Raw genomic sequence first — 18224 nt, forward strand, 5'->3', positions numbered from 1 at the left:
CATAACTTTCCCAACCTCACTTTGGTGGGGGTGATCGACGCCGATCTGGGGTTGCAAGGCTCGGATTTGCGCGCCGCCGAGCGCACCTTTCAATTGATGCGCCAAGTTGCGGGACGGGCAGGGCGGTCGGAGAAAAAGGGCGTGGCGCTGTTGCAAACCTATCAGCCCGAACACCCTGTGATCCGCGCGATTATTGCAGGCGACGAGGAGGGGTTTTGGCGCGCCGAGGCGGCCGAGCGCAAAATGGCGGGGGTGCCGCCCTACGGGCGTATGGCGGGGATTATCCTGTCGGGGCCGGATTTGGCACAGGTGATGGACATCGGCAACGCGCTTGCGCGGCGCGCGGGGCCATTGCAACAGGTCGGTGCGCAACTATTCGGCCCTGCGCCCGCACCGATTGCACGGGTGCGCGGGCGTCATCGTATCCGTCTGTTGGTGAAGGCCGAGAAATCCGCGCCGATACAGCGCGCTTTGAGCGCGTGGGTGGGGCAAATCAAGTTGCCCGGTTCCGTGCGGCTTCAAATCGACATCGACCCGCAAAGCTTTTGGTGAGAGCGCCGTCTCGAAAACGCCACGGGGTGGCGTTTTAGGCGCGAGCGGGCGGAGCCCTAAAAGCCGATCTGTAATCGCCGTGGTGCGGCGATTAAGGTGAGATTGGTTGGAGACCCAGAGCCGATCCGTAACCGCCGTGGGTTGGCGTCTCAGGCGGTCTCGGGTAGGGGTATTTGGTCCAGTATATATGTCGTCGCCATGCCGCCGATCCACATGCAAAACAGTGCAAGCCACGCGGTGGCCGCGAACACCGATCCCCCCGTGACGCCCGCGCCAATAGCGCAGCCGCCCGCAAGCATCGCGCCAAAGCCCATGAGAACCGCCCCGATCATGGAGCGGCGCATGACAGGTACACTATCAAAGCTTTGCCATTTGAATTCGCCTGACCATAGGGAGGCCAAAAAGGCACCAATCACGACGCCAGGGATTAGGCCCACGTCAAATTCGAGCACGGCGTTGCGGTCCAAAAAGAACATGAGGGTATTGGCTGATGGGCCAGAAAACGTAGCCGATGAGACGGGCACAGGATCAAACGCCACTTGGGCCAAAGACCACGTGAGAACCCAGCCCACGGCCACGGCAAAGCCGACACCGGAGGCGAAAATCCAGATGCGCGGGCCGATCTGGTTTTTGATGGCCAGATAAAGCGCAAGTGCCGCAATCGCGAGGCCAAGCAGCAATCCAGTTTGCTCGGGCAGGTGTAGCGCTTTCAACAGGTGGACATTTTCACCCCCTGGTGTGACCCAAAGTGCCGCAAGTTTATCGCGGTAAGGGGACAATATCCCGTGCAGGCTCATTTGCGCTGTGACCGCAAAAATGAGCCCTGCCACAACCGAACGCAGGTTGCCCGACGATGCCATGACCAACAAACGCCCCGAACATCCGCGCGCTAAAATCATGCCAACGCCAAACATCAGCCCGCCGATAATTGCCCCCGACCAAGACCCCGGAACGGCCATAACGCGGGCATCTGCGGCGCGAAATAGCCCGAGCATTTGCGCGCCTTGGACCCATACGACCGCCGTTGAAAAGGTCAAAAACCATACGGCGACTTTTTTGCCCAACTGTCCGTGGGCAAATTCAATGGTCGCGGCGCGCAGGCAAAAATGAGAGCGCTGTGCCGATATGCCAAAAATAAGGCCGGTGATCATGCCAAACAACGCGGCACTGGGTGCCTCGCCGATACGTTCAACCAGTCCAAGAATGTCCATGTGTGATCCTCCGCGCGCACAGTTCGTGCGCTTATGGCGGTAAAGCGTGATGCGCGCTTTGATCTATATCACACGATTGCACATATGCGCATATGAAAAGGTCCGCGCGACCGGCGGTGCGTGCGCCTCGTCGGCAGGCCGCTGTACCGTGTATCCCACCCGCGCGCCTGTCGGGTGGGGTGTGCACACCTTGACGCTACCCAAGTCTGATATTTGCGCCTAAAGGTTTGACCTATGAAACATGCACTCTTTCCCATTTCGCGTGCGCGCGAGTTGCCGTTGTGGCGCCGCCCTGAAAGCCTTCTCTTCTTAATGGCCTTTGCGATGCCGATCGCGTTCAACACATGGTCGGCTTTGCTCAATAACTTTGTGATTGAGGCGGCGGGGTTTACGGGCGTCGAAATTGGCTGGCTTCATACCGTGCGTGAGATCCCCGGTTTTCTGGCCGTGGGTGTCATCGCGCTTTTGATGTTCATGCGCGAGCAGGTGTTGGGGCTTGTGGCCTTGCTGCTCTTGGGTGCGGCTACGGCCGTTACGGCATTCTTTCCGTCTCTTGGTGGCATTTTGGTTGTCACGATGTTGTCGTCGATCGGGTTCCACTATTTCGAGACGGTCAATCAGTCGCTTCAGTTGCAATGGTTGTCCAAAGAACGTGCCCCGATTGTGATCGGTCGCCTGATGGCGGCGGGCAGTGCCGCGTCCTTGATCGCTTATGGCGCGCTGGTGTTGACGTGGAAGAGTTTCGATTTGTCTTATGCATTTGTGTATATGGTGAGCGGTGGGTTCACGGCACTCGCAGCCCTCTTTGCGATGTATGCCTACCCGCAGTTCGAAGAGCCAAGCCCGCAAAGGCGCTCGATTGTTTTGAAGCGCCGTTATGGTCTTTATTATGCGCTACAATTCATGGCCGGTGCGCGGCGTCAGATTTTCGTGGTCTTTGCCGCCTTTATGATGGTCGAAAAATTCGGCTTTGAGGTGCATCAGGTCACGGGGCTGTTTTTGATCAACTTTATGGTCAACATGATCGTCGCTCCGTTGATGGGTAAACTGGTGGCGGTGCGCGGCGAGCGTTTTGTCCTTGTTATTGAATACATCGGGTTGATTATCGTGTTCTTGTTGTATGGTGGTATCTACTGGCTCGGGTGGGGCGTGGTTCTGGCCGCGACGCTGTATGTGATTGACCACATGCTGTTTGGTTTGGCCTTCGCACTTAAAACCTATTTTCAAAAGATTGCAGACCCCGAAGACATTGCGCCGACCGCAGCGGTTGCGTTCACGATCAACCATATTGCGGCTGTGTTCTTACCGGCCTCGCTCGGGTATCTTTGGATCGTCTCTCCGGGCGGTGTCTTTATCTTGGCCGCGTCAATGGCGTTTGTCTCGCTGCTATTGGCGCTCTTGATTCCGCGCCATCCGGTAAAGGGCTATGAGTGGCGGGTGTTTAAAACGGTCGTCGCCGCACCGGCTGAGTGACGCGCAGGTAACCCAACTGTGCACGATTAAGCCTTGGCGCGCGGACGATCTGCGCTAAATTCGCACATGAACGCGCATGCGACTGCGCGACTGACATTGCAAACTGAGGAGGCCGCCATGATGGGCGTGTTTACAAAGAAACTAACATTGCCAACGCCCGACGAGGCATTGGTTGGACGCCCAGACCCGATTGCAACAGCAGCAGAACACTACGTGTTTCATTGCCCGCTCACCGCGCCCGCCGCCGACACGCACGAAGAGGCCGTGTTTGCGATGGGATGTTTTTGGGGTGTTGAGCGCCTGTTTTGGGAATTGCCGGGTGTTGTGAATACTGCGGCGGGTTATGCGGGGGGATATACCCCAAACCCGACTTATAAAGAGGTGTGTTCTGGCCAAACCGGCCACACGGAAGTTGTGCGGGTTGTTTATGATCCGGCTGTGATCAGCTACGTAGATTTGTTGCGCGTGTTTTGGGAAAACCATGATCCGACCCAAGGGATGCGCCAAGGCAACGACACAGGCACGCAATACCGGTCCGCAATCTATTACGACAACGGGCGCAAGCAATTGGAAGCGGAGCAGTCGAACCAACAGTTCAATGCCCAGCTTCAAGAAAAGGGATTTGGGTCCACGACCACCGAATTGTTGCCCGCAGGTGCGTTCTATTTTGCCGAAGAAGAGCACCAGCAGTATCTTGCGAAAAACCCGAACGGCTATTGCGGTCTAAAGGGCACGGGCGTGAGTTGTCCGATCAATTTTGGTGTTGGTGTCGCATAGCGGCGTGACACGGCTTATGACGAAACACCGGACCCGCGCTTGAGTAAGGCGCGGGTTCTCTTTATGGCCAAGGCAACAACAATTCGGGAGCGCTGTTATGCCGACCTTTACCGCAGTTACGCAGATTACTGGAAAATCCCTCGCAGAGGCGCTTGGTGAGCAGCTCGAAACGCTGATCCCTGAGCCGACAGGCGTAGGTGTGTTTGAGGTTGGCGATGACTCTGATCTTTGGGAGGTTGGCGCGTATTTTTCCGAGTATCCCGATCAGATCGAATTGGCACTATTGGCCAAAGCCAGTGGTATAGCCGATTTTGTGATTTCCGAGCTGCCGGAAACCGATTGGGTTGCAAAGGTTCGCCGTGATTTGGCCCCTGTCGAGGCTGGACGCTTCTTTGTCTACGGGGCACATGATGCCGATAAACTGCCTGCCGCTAAAATCGGGCTTTTGATCGAGGCAGCGATGGCGTTTGGGACGGGTCACCACGGGACAACGCTTGGATGTTTGCGAGCCTTTGACCGTCTGTTATCCGAAGGTCAGACGTTTGATCGTGTCGCAGATATCGGATGTGGCACCGCAGTTCTTGGCATGGCCGCCGCGAAAGTGTCCGATCATATTGTGTATGCCTCCGATATTGATGAGGTCGCGGTAGATGTGGCGCAAACCAACGTCGACGCCAACGCGCTAAACGGTCAGGTGATCTGTCTTGAGGCGGCGGGATTTTCCCATGAGGTTCTCGCGGAAAACGCCCCCTATGATTTGATCTTTGCTAATATCCTGAAAGGTCCGCTGATCGGCTTGGCGCCCGAAATGGCCGCACAGATCAAAACCGGTGGCGTGGCGATTCTGTCGGGGATGTTGCACGCACAAGCCGACGACGTGATTGCGGTTTATACACGCAATGGGTTCAATCTAACCCAGCGAGACGAGATTGTTGACTGGACGTCACTAACGCTTGTGAGAGCTTAAGCAATATAGGCCAAAACAGGACCGTTTTGATGTAGTTGCCCCATTTTTGACACAATTTGCCGCAATATTGTCATGGTCGGTGGGGGCCGATATCTACGAGGTCTGCCATGGCTTATGCTGGGGCTAAATCATTTGAGCAACGTCTGACGCGGATCGAGGTCCAGCGCCGTAAATTGGAACACGGCGCGGTCTATTCGGTCAACCAAGACGGTCTAATCATCGCGCGGCCACGTCGCCACGCGTCACGCAATCCTCTGCGTCTCGTCTTTTTTTCGTTGTTGGGTGTTTTGTTATTTAAGGCGCTGGTTTTCGCGTCACTTGGTGCCGTGTCTTACAATGCGCGTGTCGCGACATTGAAAGAGGGTACGATTGTTGAACGTGTGGGGGCGTGGGCCATGACGGCCGACCCTGCGACGATATGGGTGGCGCGCCGCTCTAAATTGCTTCTCTCCGGTCTGTAACAGGGCTTCATACATCAGATCGTGCGGCGTGTTTCCCTCATAGCTCCGTCTGATGCCACGTTAAGGGCCGCACCTCATTTGGGGTGCGGTCTTTTTCCTTTTTGGCGTCCATGCGCGCGTGGTGTCATAAAAGCCCTTGGTCAATGTTCTTGTTTCGTGCTATCCGTTGATCAACGATAAAAATAGAGCAGGGCAGAGATATGCGTGTGTTGGGCATCGACCCCGGATTGCGCAATATGGGTTGGGGCATCATTGATGTCGCGGGCCCGCGCATGACCCATGTGGCCAATGGTGTATGCCATTCTTTGGCCTCCGACGATCTGGCCACGCGCCTTTTGTCGTTGTTTGATCAAATGACGCATGTTGTGCGGACCTATGCGCCCGATTGCGCGGCTGTTGAGCAAACCTTTGTGAACAAGGATGCGGTTGCCACATTGAAATTGGGCCAAGCGCGCGCTGTTGCGCTTTTGGTGCCTGCACAAGCCGGGCTGCCGATTGGCGAATATGCCCCCAATGCGGTGAAAAAGACCGTTGTCGGGGTGGGGCATGCGGCCAAGCAGCAGGTTGAGCATATGATCAAGTTACAGTTGCCAGGTGCGAAGCTGGCCGGACCTGACGCGGTTGACGCCCTCGCGATTGCCATTACACATTCCTACCATGCGCAGTCGTCGTCGCGGCTTGCGGATGCTATCAAGAAAGCGGCCTCATGATCGGTAAACTCACAGGTATCATTGACTATATTGGCGCAGATCATGCGATGATCGACGTGCGCGGGGTCGGCTATATTGTCTACGTGTCCGAGCGCACACGCATGGCGTTGCCACCGCGTGGCGAAGCGATTTCGCTCTATACCGATTTGCTCGTGCGTGAGGATCTGATGCAGCTGTTCGGCTTTGCATCGCTATTGGAGAAAGAGTGGTACAGGCTGTTGATTTCCGTCCAAGGCATCGGGGCCAAAGCGGCGATGGCCATTCTTGGTACGCTAGGCGCACAGGCCACCGGTCGCGCAATTGCCTTGGGTGATTGGTCCGCGATCAAGGCCGCTCCGGGCGTCGGGCCAAAAACGGCACAGCGCGTCATTATGGAACTCAAAGACAAAGCCCCTGCCGCGATGGCGTTGGGCGGATCACTGGCCGAGGCGGTTTTGGACACGAGCGAGCGCGACGAGGTGATTGAGAGCGACAGGCCGCCCGCCCGCAAAGCGGCCCCAAAAGCAGCACCCACTGCACATGCGAATGCCGAGGCCGAGGCGTTGTCCGCGCTGCAAAATCTGGGGTATTCACCGACCGATGCGTTGGGGGCGGTGGCGCAATCGGCGCAGGACGCGCCAGACGCGGACACCTCGACGTTGATCCGTGCCGCCCTAAAATTGCTCGCGCCGAAAGGGTAATCGCGCATGTCCGACGATCATCAACCCGACCCGACACTGCGCCCTGAAGCGCGCGCCGAGGATGCCGACCGCGCGCTGAGGCCACAGGTTTTGGGCGAATTTATCGGCCAAGAGGAAGCGCGCGCCAACCTTCGTATTTTCATCGAGAGCGCGAAACAGCGCGAGGAGGCAATGGACCACGTGTTGTTCCATGGTCCTCCAGGGCTTGGTAAAACCACCCTTGCACAGATCATGGCGCGTGAGCTTGGTGTGAATTTCAAGATGACCTCTGGGCCTGTTTTGGCGCGGGCGGGTGATTTGGCGGCGATCCTGACCAATCTTGAGGCCCGCGATGTGTTGTTTATCGATGAAATACACCGCATGAATCCGGTGGTCGAAGAGGTGCTTTACCCCGCGATGGAGGATTTCGAGTTGGACCTCGTGATCGGAGAGGGGCCAGCCGCGCGCACGGTGCGGATCGAATTACAGCCCTTTACGTTGGTGGGTGCGACCACGCGTTTGGGTCTATTGACCACGCCGCTGCGTGACCGCTTTGGCATCCCGACACGGTTGCAGTTTTACACGATTGCGGAGCTGCACGAAATCGTCACGCGCGGTGCGCGGCTTTTGGGTATTCCGACAGATCCCGAGGGCGCATACGAGATTGCCAAACGCGCGCGCGGAACGCCGCGGATCGCCGGACGTCTGTTGCGCCGTGTGGTGGATTTTGCAGTTGTTGAAGGCGGCGGAAAGATCTCAAAGGCGCTTGCAGATAATGCGCTAACGCGGCTTGGTGTTGATCTATTGGGCCTTGATGGCGCGGACCGTCGGTATCTGTCGATGATTGCCGAAAACTTTAACGGTGGTCCCGTTGGGGTTGAGACAATGGCGGCGGCTTTGTCGGAAAGTCGCGATGCGATTGAGGATGTGATCGAGCCGTATTTGTTGCAACAAGGTCTTATTCAACGCACGCCGCGTGGGCGTATGATCACACAAAAAACATGGGCGCATCTGGGATTGAATGCGCCTTTGCCCCCGGACCAGTCGGACATGTTCGGCAAGTGAGGAATTGCGCAGGTGACACGGAGACGTTAAACGCGGCGCCATGACCCAAGATCAGCCACATACAAGCCCCGAAATCGTCGAGACATTTTTCACCCGTGCCTCTGGAGACTATGCGTTTTCGCGTTGGGGTCGCCCGATTGCACCGGTGTGTTTCGGTGTCGAGGACGCGACATTGCAGATTGTCAAAGGCGCGATTGAAGCCTGTGTTGCAATCGCTGGCCATGAGATTGCCGAGACCGATCCCGAGTTGGGATCGAACCTGATGATATTCTTTTTCTCGGAGTGGGACGAGTTGCGCGATGTGCCGCGCTTGGGCGATATGATCCCCGATCTCGATTCAAAAGTAACGACATTGAAAACACGTGATGCGCATCAGTACCGCGCCTTTCGGTTCGACGATGATGGCGCGATCAAGGCGTGTTTTACCTTTGTGCGCATGAGTGACGCGATGCAAGAGGTGCCCGCCGATGTGATTGCGCTGAGCCAAGCCGTCCAAGCGATGCTGGTGTGGTCGGACACCGCGTTTAGCCAAGATAGCCCGCTTGCCCTGGCCTCTGAGGGCACAGTTGTGCGGCCTGACGTGGCGAACCTGTTGCGTGCGGCGTATGATCCGATCTTGCCCGTGGCGGCACGTGACGCCTCGCATGCGCTACGGCTTTATGCGCGTTTGATTGCCGCGCAATAGGGTGGATTGAGGTGTGATATCCGCCTCTTGCCCGTCTGACATCTGCATCATAGGGTTGGGCTAATCCTAAACGAGGCCGCGCATATGACCCATACATTTTCCGTCCATGTGTACTATGAGGATACCGACCTTGCGGGCATCGTCTATTACGCCAACTATCTAAAATTCGTTGAGCGTGCGCGCACCGAGTGGGTGCGGGATATGGGCGTCGATCAGGTGGCTCTCAAACAAAACGAAGGCGTTGTATTCGCCGTGCGCCGTGTCGAGGCTGATTATCTCAGTCCCGCTAAATTCGACGATGAATTGACCGTTGAGACCCGTGTTGATGCCATGACGGGCGCACGTATTGTCCTTACCCAAGACGTCAAACGTGCCGAAGAGATCTTGTTTTCCGCCGTTGTGACGATTGTGGCGATCACTCAAACCGGTCATCCCGCGCGACTTCCGGCAATTATCCGCCGAAATCTACACTAAATCGGCGTTTATCAGGGCCGTTTCGGCCCTTTTGTCGCGCGCTTCACAGGTAAGTGTTGGCGTGAGGGCTGCCGGTATAGTAAACAATAGGCTAACTATAGAGCCGTCAAAAGGCGGCCACAGGCGGAAAAAGAGCAGTACATGGAACACACCACCCTTGCGATGGCATCGGAGATCGATTTCTCCTTGCTTGCGTTGTTTATGCGCGCAACTTTCATTGTGAAAGTTGTGATGTTGATGCTGATTGTGGCCTCGTTTTGGTCGTGGTCGATTATTATCCAAAAACACCTGACATACCGGACGGCGCGCGGCGCATCCGATAGCTTTGATCGCGCGTTCTGGTCGGGTGAGCCATTGGACGAGCTTTACGACCAATTGCGCGGCAATCCGACGACAGCCTCTGAGCGGGTGTTCTTTGCGGGGATGACCGAATGGCGCCGTTCGCACCGCGATGACGGGCGTTTGATTGCGGGTGCTGGTGCGCGGATCGACCGCTCAATGGATGTCGCGATTTCCAAAGAGGCGGAAGCGATGAATAGCGGTCTTTCGTTGTTGGCCACTGTCGGTTCAACGGGGCCATTTATTGGCCTGTTCGGAACTGTTTGGGGGATCAAAACCGCGTTTGAAGATATCGCAATGGCGCAGTCGACCAACCTCGCGGTTGTAGCGCCGGGGATCGCCGAGGCGCTTCTTGCGACTGCACTGGGCCTTTTGGCAGCTATTCCGGCGGTGGTGTTTTACAACAAATTGTCCGCTGATAGTGACCGCATTTTGGGCGGCTATGAAGCGTTTGCAGATGAGTTTTCAACCATCTTGTCGCGCGAATTGGACGCCTGAGCCATGAGTGCGGGTGTAATGCAAAAATCAGGTGGACGCGGCGGGCGTAGATCGCGCCGCCGCGGTCAATCTGCTGCAATGAGTGAGATCAACGTCACGCCGTTCGTGGATGTGATGCTGGTTTTGTTGATCATCTTTATGGTCGCGGCCCCAATGATGACTGTTGGCGTGCCGGTCGAGTTGCCTGAAACGGCCGCCACGGCGTTGTCGCAAGAGGAAGAGGAGCCGTTGTCAATCACCCTGACGGCGGACGGTCGTGTCCTTTTGATGACCAACGAAGAACCTGTTGAGGAGCTCGTGACCAAGTTGCGCGCGATTGCCGCCGAGCGCACGAATGACAAAGTGTTTTTGCGCGCGGACGGGTCCATTCCCTATGCGGATGTCGTCCAAGTTATGGGCGCGCTCAATGCCGGCGGGTTTCGCAATATCGGTCTTGTGACCGAAACAGGCGGACCTACGCTTGACGGTTCGGGAAACTAGAGGCGTTTTTCGGTGAACACGGGCCAGTACATATCTGCGGCGGGCCATTTCGGTCTGATCGCCTATGCGCTTTTGGGGGGTCTGTTTTTGACTCCAGAGGCCAGCCAACCCGTGGCCACACAAGAGGTCGCGTTGATCTCTGAGGCTGAATTCGCGGCGATGACCGGAAATTCAGCTCCCGAAGTTGTCCAAGACGCCCCAGAGCAGGCAGCCCCACAAGCCGAAATCGCCCCACAGGCAGCGCCAAGCGCGGACGCGGTTCCACAAGCGCGCCCCCAGTTGGAGCCACAAACGCCTGTGCAAGATACTGCGCCGCAACCGCCACAGCCCCTGACACCGCAAGCGCAAGTGAGCGAGCAAACGCCGCCACAAGCCGATCCGCAGGTGTCGTTTGAGGATCCCGGTGCGGGCCTGCCTGATGTTCCGAACCAAGAGCCAACACCGCGCCCTGTGCCACGGATTGCGCCCGAAGCCGTGACAACGCCAGAGCCGCAACCGGACATTGCGGATGCGCCAACACCGCAGGTATCACCCGATGCGGACAGCGCGCAGGTGGTCGAAGAGGACACACCCGAGGCCGCACCCGAAGAGGCCACAACCGAGATTGTGACAGAGGCCGAGACGCCATCAGGCATGTCGACCTCACCGCGCCCTAAATCGCGCCCCGCCAATCTGGCAGCACGCGCCGCAGAGGCGCGCGAGACTGATAGGCCTGCGCCCGTACAACAGACCGCGCCGAATGATGCGGCCGCAGATGCCGCGGCGGATGCGGCGTCTGCATTGATTGCGGCGGCGGCGGCGTCAGACACGGCACAAGCGCCCACACGCCCTGTTGGTCCGCCCTTGACGGGTGGTGAGCGTGAGGGGCTTCGTGTGGCGGTGTCACAATGTTGGAATGTCGGCGCGCTATCGTCGGATGCGATGCGCACAACCATTACCGTTGGCGTTTCGATGAACCAAGATGGCACGCCTAATAGCGGCTCGTTAAGGTTGATCGGCTTTTCGGGCGGATCACAATCAGCAGCTGATGCGGCCTATGAGGTGGCGCGGCGCGCAATTTTACGCTGTGGCGCGCGCGGATTTGATTTGCCAGTGGAAAAGTATGACCAATGGCGTGATATTGAAATGACGTTCGATCCCGAACAGATGAGGTTTAAATGATACGCTTGATTTCTGGTGCCGCAACTTTGACCTGTTCGTTCGCGACAGCGATCATGCTCAGCCTCTCGGTTCCTGCCGTGGCGCAAGACACCGGTCCCTTGAAAATCGACATCACCCAAGGTGTGATTGAACCTGTCCCGTTGGCGATCCCCGATTTCATTGCGGAAACAGCCGATGCGGCCGCGTTCGCCCGCCAGATCAGCGATGTCATTGCCGCCGATCTTGTCGGAACGGGGTTGTTTCGTGAAATCCCACCCTCGGCCCATATCAGTCAGGTGTCGTCGTTTAGCGCGCCTGTCCAATATGCCGATTGGAAAGCAATAAATGCACAAGGCTTGGTCACCGGTGCCGTTTCGACCGATGCGGATGGAAATCTAAGCGTCAAATTCCGCGTCTTTGATGTGTTTGCCGATGTGCCGTTGGGAGACGGGTTGCAACTTGGCGGCACGACTCGCTCATGGCGCCGTATTGCCCATAAAGTGGCCGATGTTGTCTATTCCCGCATCACGGGCGAGGGGCCGTATTTTGACAGCCGTGTTGTTTTTGTGAGCCAAACAGGCCCGAAAAATGACCGCAAAAAACGTCTGGCCGTGATGGATTATGATGGCGAGAACATGCAGTTTTTGACGGATGACAGTTCGTTGGTTTTAGCTCCGCGCTTTTCACCGACAGGCGACCGTGTGCTGTATACATCATATGAAAGTGGCTTTCCTCAGATCACCATGCTGGATGTCGGCACCGTTACGCGCCGCACATTGCCCGTACAGGCCGAGAGCATGTCGTTCGCGCCGCGCTTTTCGCCTGATGGGGGATCGGTTGTGTATTCGGTGGCAACAGGGGCCAATACCGATCTGTACCGGATGACGATTGCAAACGGTCAGGCCGAGCGTTTGACCTCGACCCCTGCGATTGAAACCGCGCCCAGTTTTTCACCCGATGGATCGCAGATTGTGTTCGAGAGTGATCGCTCTGGCACACAACAGCTTTATATCATGTCGGCCAGTGGCGGCGAAGCGAAACGGATTTCGTTTGGACAAGGGCGCTACGGCACGCCCGTTTGGTCGCCACGTGGGGATCTCATCGCCTTTACGAAGCAAGCCAACGGACGGTTCCATATCGGTGTGATGCGCACGGACGGCTCTGAGGAGCGTCTGCTTACCGCATCGTTTTTGGACGAGGGGCCAAGCTGGTCTCCGAACGGTCGCGTGATCATGTTTACCCGCGAAAGCCAAGGGGCGGGGGGCGAGACTGCGCTCTATACGGTCGACATATCGGGACGCAACCTGAAGCGTCTGCCAACCAATGCGGGGGCCTCTGATCCCGCTTGGTCGCCTCTATTGAGATAGGACTATAACGGCCCTCTCCCCAAAGCGAGGTGAGGGTGTTATGGTTCACATAAGCAACGCGACATACACATGCGCAAAGGATGACGGATATGACAACATTTTTCAAAGCACCTGCCACACGAGCAGTTCTTTTAATCGCCGCATTGGGCCTTTCGGCTTGTACCAATCCGGGTCGTTTTGGCGCCGGTGGTGCGGGTGCGGACGGGTTTGGCGCAAATGGTGCGAACGGGGGCATTGTTGAGGGATCTTTGAATGACCCAACCTCCGTTGCCTATTTCAACCAGACCATTGGGGATCGCGTCTTGTTCCTTGTGGATCAATCCACATTGACCGACACGGGGCGTGAAACGCTACGCGGTCAGGCCCAGTGGTTGTTGGACAATCCCGATTACACGACGATTATTGAGGGCCACGCCGACGAGCAAGGTACGCGCGAGTACAACCTTGCCCTCGGATCACGCCGTGCTGCGGCTGTTCAGGCGTTCTTGATCTCGCAAGGGATTAACCCTGCGCGCCTTAAGACCGTGACCTACGGCAAAGAGCGCCCCTTGGCGGTGTGTTCGGATGAAAGCTGTTACGCGCAAAACCGGCGCGCGGTGACGGTTTTGGCTGCGGGCGCAGGTATTAGCTAATCCAAGGTACGACACAAACAAAGTGAGGCGCACGCGATGAAACGGGTGATCTTTGGGGCGGTATCTGCCCTTTGTATACTGACGGCACAGGGCGGTTTCGCCCAAGACACGCAAACTCTTGCCGATATCCGGCAAGAGGCGGCGGTGTTGTCGGTGGAGATTACCAAGCTGACACGCGAGTTGAGCACAACGGGTGCGCCGAACACCGCCTTTGCGGGCGAAAGTACGCTTGAACGTGTGGACTTGATGGAGGCGGCTTTGTCGCGCCTGACGGCAAAAGTCGAAGAGTTGGAATACCGCATTGGCCAAGTGGTCAAGGACGGAACGAACCAGCTCGATGACCTAAATTTCCGTCTATGCGAGTTAGAGACGGGGTGCGATATCGGCGCTCTTCCGCCCCTTGAACCACTCGGTGGCGTGGCCGAGACGGCACCTGCCGTGGCCTCGGGGCCGGGTGCAGACGCCCCTATGGATGGGGTAGGTTCAATGGCCATGACGGAGCAGTCTGATTTCGATCATGCAATGGGCCTTTATGAAGAGGCACAGTTTGAGGATGCGGCCTCAGCGTTTGAGATGTTTTCAATGACGTATACGGGTGGCCCGCTCACGGGGGAAAGCCAGTTTATGCGCGGCGAGGCCCTCACACAATTGGGTCAGACATCGGAGGCGGCGCGCGCCTATCTCGACAGTTTTTCGACAGCACCCGAGGGGGACCGCGCCCCGTCAGCGCTCTTGCGTTTGGGCATGTCGTTGGCGGCTTTGGGGCAAACGGATCGTGGTTGTGTGATGCTCACCGAGGTTGGAAACCGCTTCCCCGGTGCGCCTGAGGACGCTGAGGCGCAGTCCGCGCGTCAGACTATCGGCTGTCCGTAACCGAACAGAATAGAGATACACACAATGACAGACGACACAGGGCCGCGCGCGGCAGGGTTGGCCATGTTGCGCCACCAACTTGCCTCTGCGTTTGCCTATGACAAGCCCACAAAACTTGGCGTGGCCGTCTCCGGTGGGGGCGACAGTATTGCGCTTTTGCGTCTTTTGGCGGACTGGGCGCAGGGCGAGGGGGTTGCCCTAGAGGTTGTCACAGTGAATCACGCATTGCGCCCTGAGGCCGCGAGCGAAGCGCGCTTTGTGGCGCAGACCTGTGACGCACTCGAACTCAAACACGATACGTTGACATGGACCGATTGGGATGGGCACGGCAATGTCCAAGATGCGGCACGCCGTGCGCGCTATAGTTTGATGGCGCAGTGGGCCAAAGACCGAGGGATCGATACGATCGCCCTTGGCCATACCGCTGATGATCAGGCCGAGACGTTTTTTATGCGACTTGCGCGGGCGTCGGGCATAGATGGCCTTACAGGCATGCAGCGGCGCCGCACATCTGAGGGCATCACATGGGTGCGCCCGTTATTGATGCAAGAGCGCTCTGAGCTGCGCGATTATTTGCGCCGCCTGAAACAGGTGTGGATTGATGATCCGACCAATGAGGATGAAACCTATGACCGCGTGAAGGCCCGCAAAGCCATGGAGCAGTTAAAGCCTCTTGGCCTTGATATGCATGTTGTGGGGCGTGTGATGGATCATCTTGGACAGGTGCGCTCTGCCTTGGATTTCGCCACGCATGACCACGCCCTCGATTGTATTTCGGTCGAGGGTGGGGATTTGATCCTCAATCGACGGGGCTTTATGGACGCGGCGCCAGAGATAAATCGTCGTTTGGTGGCGCATGCCCTGCGGTGGATTGCCTCGGCTGACTACGGACCGCGTGGTGTAAAGCTACAAGAATTCTTAGCGGCGATTTCTCGCGGACGCGATGCCACACTGCACGGGGTGCGCTTATTGGGGGGGAGTGACACCTTGCGCATGACCCGTGAACATAGCGCGGTCGCAGGGGCTACTTGTGGCGTAGGTCAGGTCTGGGATGGGCGTTGGCGCGTGCAAGGGTCTGAAAATGAAAAAGAAATTGTTCGCGCTCTTGGCGATGATGGATTGGCGCAACTCGGTGAGCGCCAACAAAACTGGCCGCCACGCGAAAGTCTCAAATCGTCACCCGCGATATTTCGCGGCCCTATTCTCGTGTCTGCACCGGCCGCAAGCTTTGGTACGGCGCGTGCAGAATTGATTTTTCCGAGCGGTCACTTCTATACTTCGCTTTTATCGCATTGAACTTATGCGTTCGATCCCTATTTTAAGGAAAAGCCCCGCGTTCGTCTGTGCGGGTAAGGTATTTTGAGGAGACCACCCTTGGGTAACGCACGTAATCTCGCCTTCTGGCTTGTGCTTTTGATGCTCGTTGTGGCTTTGTTTAATGTCATTGGGGGCAATCAGGCGTCCATGGCATCAAACGAGATCGCATATTCCGACCTAATGCAGCGCGTTGACGATGGGGAGGTATCCTCTGTCGAGATCGATGGTGAACGGCTTATCTTCACCGGGTCCGACAATCGTCGCAGCTACGCCATCAATCCCGGTGATCGTGATATCGCGCGCGAGTTGGTGTCCAAAGGCGTCGCCGTCAAAGGCACGCCACAAGAAGAAAGCGGGTTCGTGACAGTTCTCATGACCTTCTTGCCATTCGTTTTGATCATCGGTGTCTGGATTTATTTCATGAACCGGATGCAGGGCGGCGGCAAAGGTGGCGCGATGGGCTTTGGCAAATCCAAGGCCAAGTTGCTCACAGAGAAACATGGTCGTGTGACCTTTGATGATGTGGCAGGCATCGACGAGGCCAAAGAAGAGCTTGAAGAGATTGTCGAGTTCCTTCGCAATCCACAAAAGTTCTCAGCGCTTGGCGGTAAAATTCCCAAAGGCGCATTGCTTGTCGGCCCTCCCGGTACAGGTAAAACCTTGCTTGCACGCGCGATTGCGGGCGAGGCCGGTGTGCCGTTCTTCACCATCTCTGGTTCCGACTTTGTCGAGATGTTCGTGGGTGTTGGTGCAAGCCGTGTGCGCGACATGTTCGAACAGGGCAAAAAGAACGCGCCGTGCATCATCTTTATCGACGAGATCGACGCGGTCGGTCGCTCACGCGGCGCAGGCTACGGCGGCGGTAACGACGAGCGCGAACAAACGCTCAACCAGTTGCTTGTCGAGATGGACGGCTTTGACGCCAATGAGGGTATCATCATCGTTGCGGCGACCAACCGCCCCGATGTGCTTGACCCCGCGCTGTTGCGCCCTGGTCGTTTTGACCGTCAGGTTCAAGTCCCAAATCCCGACATCAAAGGCCGTGAGAAAATCTTGGGCGTTCATGCGCGCAAAGTGCCGCTTGGTCCTAATGTTGATCTGCGCATCATTGCACGCGGAACACCGGGGTTCTCGGGTGCGGATCTTGCAAACCTTGTCAACGAGGCGGCTTTGACCGCGGCGCGTATCGGTCGTCGTTTCGTGACGATGGAAGACTTTGAGAACGCCAAGGACAAAGTGATGATGGGCGCGGAACGTCGCTCAATGGTCATGACCGAGGACGAGAAAAAGCTGACCGCCTACCACGAAGCGGGTCACGCCGTTGTGGGCCTCAACGTGCCGCAGCACGATCCGATCCATAAGGCGACGATCATTCCACGTGGCCGTGCATTGGGTCTGGTTCTCTCATTGCCCGAGCGGGATCAGTTGTCTGTCAGCTGGACCAAATACACCTCGAAAATCGCCATGGCGATGGGCGGGCGTGTCGCAGAAGAATTGATTTTCGGCAAGGAAAACATCACATCTGGGGCCTCATCCGACATCCAACAAGCGACCCGTATCGCACGCGCTATGGTCACGCAGTTCGGTTTCGCCGACGAGCTTGGGTATGTGGATTATGCCAACGAGCAAGACAGTCATTTGGGCAGCTATGGCGGCGGCACGAGCCATTCGCAAGACACTCAAAAGCTGATCGATGAAAAGGTCAAAGAGATCATCGATACCGGCTATGAGACGGCGCGTCGCATTCTGACCGAGCAAGGCCAAGCTCTCGAAAATCTCGCGCAGGGGCTTTTGGAATATGAGACGCTGACCGGCGCAGAAATCCAAAAAGTGATTGCAGGCGAGGCACTCAATCGTGGAGATGATGATGACAATTCACCATCCTCGGACACCGGAACACCGTCTTTGATAGCGGTGCCTAAAACCCGTGCCAAGCCGAAAGCGGATGGTGGTATGGAGCCGGAACCCTCTGCGTAAGTTGGTGTTACAACGCGGATAAATGACACGTTAGAACCGCGCCCATTGTGGCGCGGTTTTTCATTGGGGCGATCTGGTGGCGGACGGATGATGCGCCGTGAAAGCCATGATAATCCGTTCCACCCTACGCATGCCAAAGGGAGCGTTGTTCCCGTTTGAGCGATTTTTTATGATCATGGGTAAAGCGTGATCTTCAAACCCTACAAAACCCGTGCTACAGCGGGCGCGGAGGCCGCGACATGACATTTAAATCGCCGCAAGACTTTGACACCATGGATGATCTGCGGGTGCAGATTGACGAGATCGACCGCGCGTTGATCCGCCTGTTGGCGCTACGCCAAAAGCACATCGATCGCGCCGCACAGATCAAGCCCGCAGCGGGCCTACCAGCGCGCATTGACGCCCGTGTTGAGGATGTCGTGGCAAAGGTACGATCCGCCGCACAAGCGGACGGGTTTGAGCCGGAGACCGCCGCGGCCATGTGGCGCCTTATGATCGAGAATATGATTGCCCGTGAAGAGCGCGCAATGCCCCCCGAACAGACCAACCAAGGACCGACATCATGAC

The 18224-nt window shown here is 57.1% G+C and carries 19 protein-coding genes and 1 pseudogene; 19 read left to right on the plus strand and 1 reads right to left on the minus strand.

Features of this window, described 5'->3' with window-relative positions; translation table 11 throughout:
- A pseudogene (locus ACTG34_RS10760) lies at positions 1 to 552 on the plus strand (primosomal protein N'); the annotation flags it as partial.
- A 149-nt stretch (positions 553 to 701) separates the two neighbouring features.
- On the opposite strand, the gene ACTG34_RS10765 reads toward ACTG34_RS10760, so the two are convergent.
- Positions 702 to 1763, minus strand: a complete 1062-nt coding sequence (locus tag ACTG34_RS10765; protein WP_439104925.1) for a YeeE/YedE family protein — start codon at positions 1761 to 1763, stop codon at positions 702 to 704.
- 234 nt (positions 1764 to 1997) lie between these two features.
- On the opposite strand from ACTG34_RS10765, the gene ACTG34_RS10770 reads away from it, so the two are divergent.
- The 18 genes from ACTG34_RS10770 to ACTG34_RS10855 all read left to right on the plus strand — a co-directional run bounded on the left by ACTG34_RS10770 (position 1998) and on the right by ACTG34_RS10855 (position 18223).
- The gene (locus tag ACTG34_RS10770; RefSeq protein ID WP_439104926.1) at positions 1998 to 3236 is read left to right on the plus strand and encodes an MFS transporter; all 1239 of its coding nucleotides are present in this window, start codon (positions 1998 to 2000) and stop codon (positions 3234 to 3236) included.
- 117 nt (positions 3237 to 3353) lie between these two features.
- The gene (gene msrA / locus ACTG34_RS10775) at positions 3354 to 4013 is read left to right on the plus strand and encodes a peptide-methionine (S)-S-oxide reductase MsrA (protein WP_439104927.1); all 660 of its coding nucleotides are present in this window, start codon (positions 3354 to 3356) and stop codon (positions 4011 to 4013) included.
- Between the two features lie 97 nt (positions 4014 to 4110).
- The gene (locus ACTG34_RS10780; RefSeq protein WP_439104929.1) at positions 4111 to 4980 is read left to right on the plus strand and encodes a 50S ribosomal protein L11 methyltransferase; all 870 of its coding nucleotides are present in this window, start codon (positions 4111 to 4113) and stop codon (positions 4978 to 4980) included.
- A 107-nt stretch (positions 4981 to 5087) separates the two neighbouring features.
- Entirely contained in the window at positions 5088 to 5441 is a 354-nt protein-coding gene (locus ACTG34_RS10785; protein ID WP_439104930.1) for a hypothetical protein, read from the plus strand.
- Positions 5442 to 5641: 200 nt separating this feature from the next.
- Positions 5642 to 6151 carry a crossover junction endodeoxyribonuclease RuvC gene (ruvC, locus tag ACTG34_RS10790; protein WP_062219810.1) on the plus strand — a complete coding sequence of 170 codons (510 nt, stop codon included), beginning with the start codon at positions 5642 to 5644 and terminating at the stop codon, positions 6149 to 6151.
- Entirely contained in the window at positions 6148 to 6831 is a 684-nt protein-coding gene (ruvA, locus tag ACTG34_RS10795) for a Holliday junction branch migration protein RuvA (RefSeq protein ID WP_342842865.1), read from the plus strand. Before ruvC ends, ruvA begins: the two co-directional genes overlap by 4 nt.
- A gap of 6 nt (positions 6832 to 6837) precedes the next feature.
- Positions 6838 to 7875 carry a Holliday junction branch migration DNA helicase RuvB gene (gene ruvB, locus ACTG34_RS10800; RefSeq protein ID WP_439104931.1) on the plus strand — a complete coding sequence of 346 codons (1038 nt, stop codon included), beginning with the start codon at positions 6838 to 6840 and terminating at the stop codon, positions 7873 to 7875.
- A 40-nt stretch (positions 7876 to 7915) separates the two neighbouring features.
- Positions 7916 to 8560, plus strand: a complete 645-nt coding sequence (locus tag ACTG34_RS10805; RefSeq protein ID WP_439104932.1) for a hypothetical protein — start codon at positions 7916 to 7918, stop codon at positions 8558 to 8560.
- 84 nt (positions 8561 to 8644) lie between these two features.
- Positions 8645 to 9034, plus strand: a complete 390-nt coding sequence (gene ybgC, locus ACTG34_RS10810; protein WP_439104933.1) for a tol-pal system-associated acyl-CoA thioesterase — start codon at positions 8645 to 8647, stop codon at positions 9032 to 9034.
- Positions 9035 to 9175: 141 nt separating this feature from the next.
- The gene (gene tolQ / locus ACTG34_RS10815; protein ID WP_062219800.1) at positions 9176 to 9871 is read left to right on the plus strand and encodes a protein TolQ; all 696 of its coding nucleotides are present in this window, start codon (positions 9176 to 9178) and stop codon (positions 9869 to 9871) included.
- A 3-nt stretch (positions 9872 to 9874) separates the two neighbouring features.
- A complete protein-coding gene (gene tolR / locus ACTG34_RS10820; RefSeq protein WP_062219798.1) occupies positions 9875 to 10351 on the plus strand; it encodes a protein TolR in 477 nt (158 codons plus the stop codon).
- 12 nt (positions 10352 to 10363) lie between these two features.
- A complete protein-coding gene (locus ACTG34_RS10825) occupies positions 10364 to 11512 on the plus strand; it encodes an energy transducer TonB (protein WP_439104934.1) in 1149 nt (382 codons plus the stop codon).
- Positions 11509 to 12858, plus strand: coding sequence for a Tol-Pal system beta propeller repeat protein TolB (tolB, locus tag ACTG34_RS10830; RefSeq protein ID WP_439104935.1), 1350 nt, complete (start codon positions 11509 to 11511; stop codon positions 12856 to 12858). Before ACTG34_RS10825 ends, tolB begins: the two co-directional genes overlap by 4 nt.
- 89 nt (positions 12859 to 12947) lie before the next feature.
- The gene (gene pal, locus ACTG34_RS10835) at positions 12948 to 13490 is read left to right on the plus strand and encodes a peptidoglycan-associated lipoprotein Pal (RefSeq protein ID WP_062219792.1); all 543 of its coding nucleotides are present in this window, start codon (positions 12948 to 12950) and stop codon (positions 13488 to 13490) included.
- A gap of 36 nt (positions 13491 to 13526) precedes the next feature.
- On the plus strand, positions 13527 to 14363 hold the full coding sequence (ybgF, locus tag ACTG34_RS10840; protein ID WP_439104936.1) for a tol-pal system protein YbgF: 837 nt from the start codon (positions 13527 to 13529) through the stop codon (positions 14361 to 14363).
- Positions 14364 to 14387: 24 nt separating this feature from the next.
- Positions 14388 to 15659, plus strand: a complete 1272-nt coding sequence (tilS, locus tag ACTG34_RS10845; RefSeq protein ID WP_439104937.1) for a tRNA lysidine(34) synthetase TilS — start codon at positions 14388 to 14390, stop codon at positions 15657 to 15659.
- Between the two features lie 78 nt (positions 15660 to 15737).
- The gene (gene ftsH / locus ACTG34_RS10850; protein ID WP_439104939.1) at positions 15738 to 17657 is read left to right on the plus strand and encodes an ATP-dependent zinc metalloprotease FtsH; all 1920 of its coding nucleotides are present in this window, start codon (positions 15738 to 15740) and stop codon (positions 17655 to 17657) included.
- A gap of 239 nt (positions 17658 to 17896) precedes the next feature.
- Positions 17897 to 18223, plus strand: coding sequence for a chorismate mutase (locus ACTG34_RS10855; protein WP_062219784.1), 327 nt, complete (start codon positions 17897 to 17899; stop codon positions 18221 to 18223).
- Position 18224 lies beyond the last annotated feature (1 nt).

Source organism: Celeribacter marinus, assembly GCF_965656515.1.
Taxonomy (GTDB): domain Bacteria; phylum Pseudomonadota; class Alphaproteobacteria; order Rhodobacterales; family Rhodobacteraceae; genus Celeribacter; species Celeribacter marinus_D.

Coding starts and splice junctions, on each gene's coding strand:
- ACTG34_RS10765 (WP_439104925.1), bottom strand. CDS start 1,763: ATGGACATTCTTGGACTGGTTGAACGTATCGGCGAGGCACCCAGTGCC.
- ACTG34_RS10770 (WP_439104926.1), top strand. CDS start 1,998: ATGAAACATGCACTCTTTCCCATTTCGCGTGCGCGCGAGTTGCCGTTG.
- msrA (WP_439104927.1), top strand. CDS start 3,354: ATGATGGGCGTGTTTACAAAGAAACTAACATTGCCAACGCCCGACGAG.
- ACTG34_RS10780 (WP_439104929.1), top strand. CDS start 4,111: ATGCCGACCTTTACCGCAGTTACGCAGATTACTGGAAAATCCCTCGCA.
- ACTG34_RS10785 (WP_439104930.1), top strand. CDS start 5,088: ATGGCTTATGCTGGGGCTAAATCATTTGAGCAACGTCTGACGCGGATC.
- ruvC (WP_062219810.1), top strand. CDS start 5,642: ATGCGTGTGTTGGGCATCGACCCCGGATTGCGCAATATGGGTTGGGGC.
- ruvA (WP_342842865.1), top strand. CDS start 6,148: ATGATCGGTAAACTCACAGGTATCATTGACTATATTGGCGCAGATCAT.
- ruvB (WP_439104931.1), top strand. CDS start 6,838: ATGTCCGACGATCATCAACCCGACCCGACACTGCGCCCTGAAGCGCGC.
- ACTG34_RS10805 (WP_439104932.1), top strand. CDS start 7,916: ATGACCCAAGATCAGCCACATACAAGCCCCGAAATCGTCGAGACATTT.
- ybgC (WP_439104933.1), top strand. CDS start 8,645: ATGACCCATACATTTTCCGTCCATGTGTACTATGAGGATACCGACCTT.
- tolQ (WP_062219800.1), top strand. CDS start 9,176: ATGGAACACACCACCCTTGCGATGGCATCGGAGATCGATTTCTCCTTG.
- tolR (WP_062219798.1), top strand. CDS start 9,875: ATGAGTGCGGGTGTAATGCAAAAATCAGGTGGACGCGGCGGGCGTAGA.
- tolB (WP_439104935.1), top strand. CDS start 11,509: ATGATACGCTTGATTTCTGGTGCCGCAACTTTGACCTGTTCGTTCGCG.
- pal (WP_062219792.1), top strand. CDS start 12,948: ATGACAACATTTTTCAAAGCACCTGCCACACGAGCAGTTCTTTTAATC.
- ybgF (WP_439104936.1), top strand. CDS start 13,527: ATGAAACGGGTGATCTTTGGGGCGGTATCTGCCCTTTGTATACTGACG.
- tilS (WP_439104937.1), top strand. CDS start 14,388: ATGACAGACGACACAGGGCCGCGCGCGGCAGGGTTGGCCATGTTGCGC.
- ACTG34_RS10855 (WP_062219784.1), top strand. CDS start 17,897: ATGACATTTAAATCGCCGCAAGACTTTGACACCATGGATGATCTGCGG.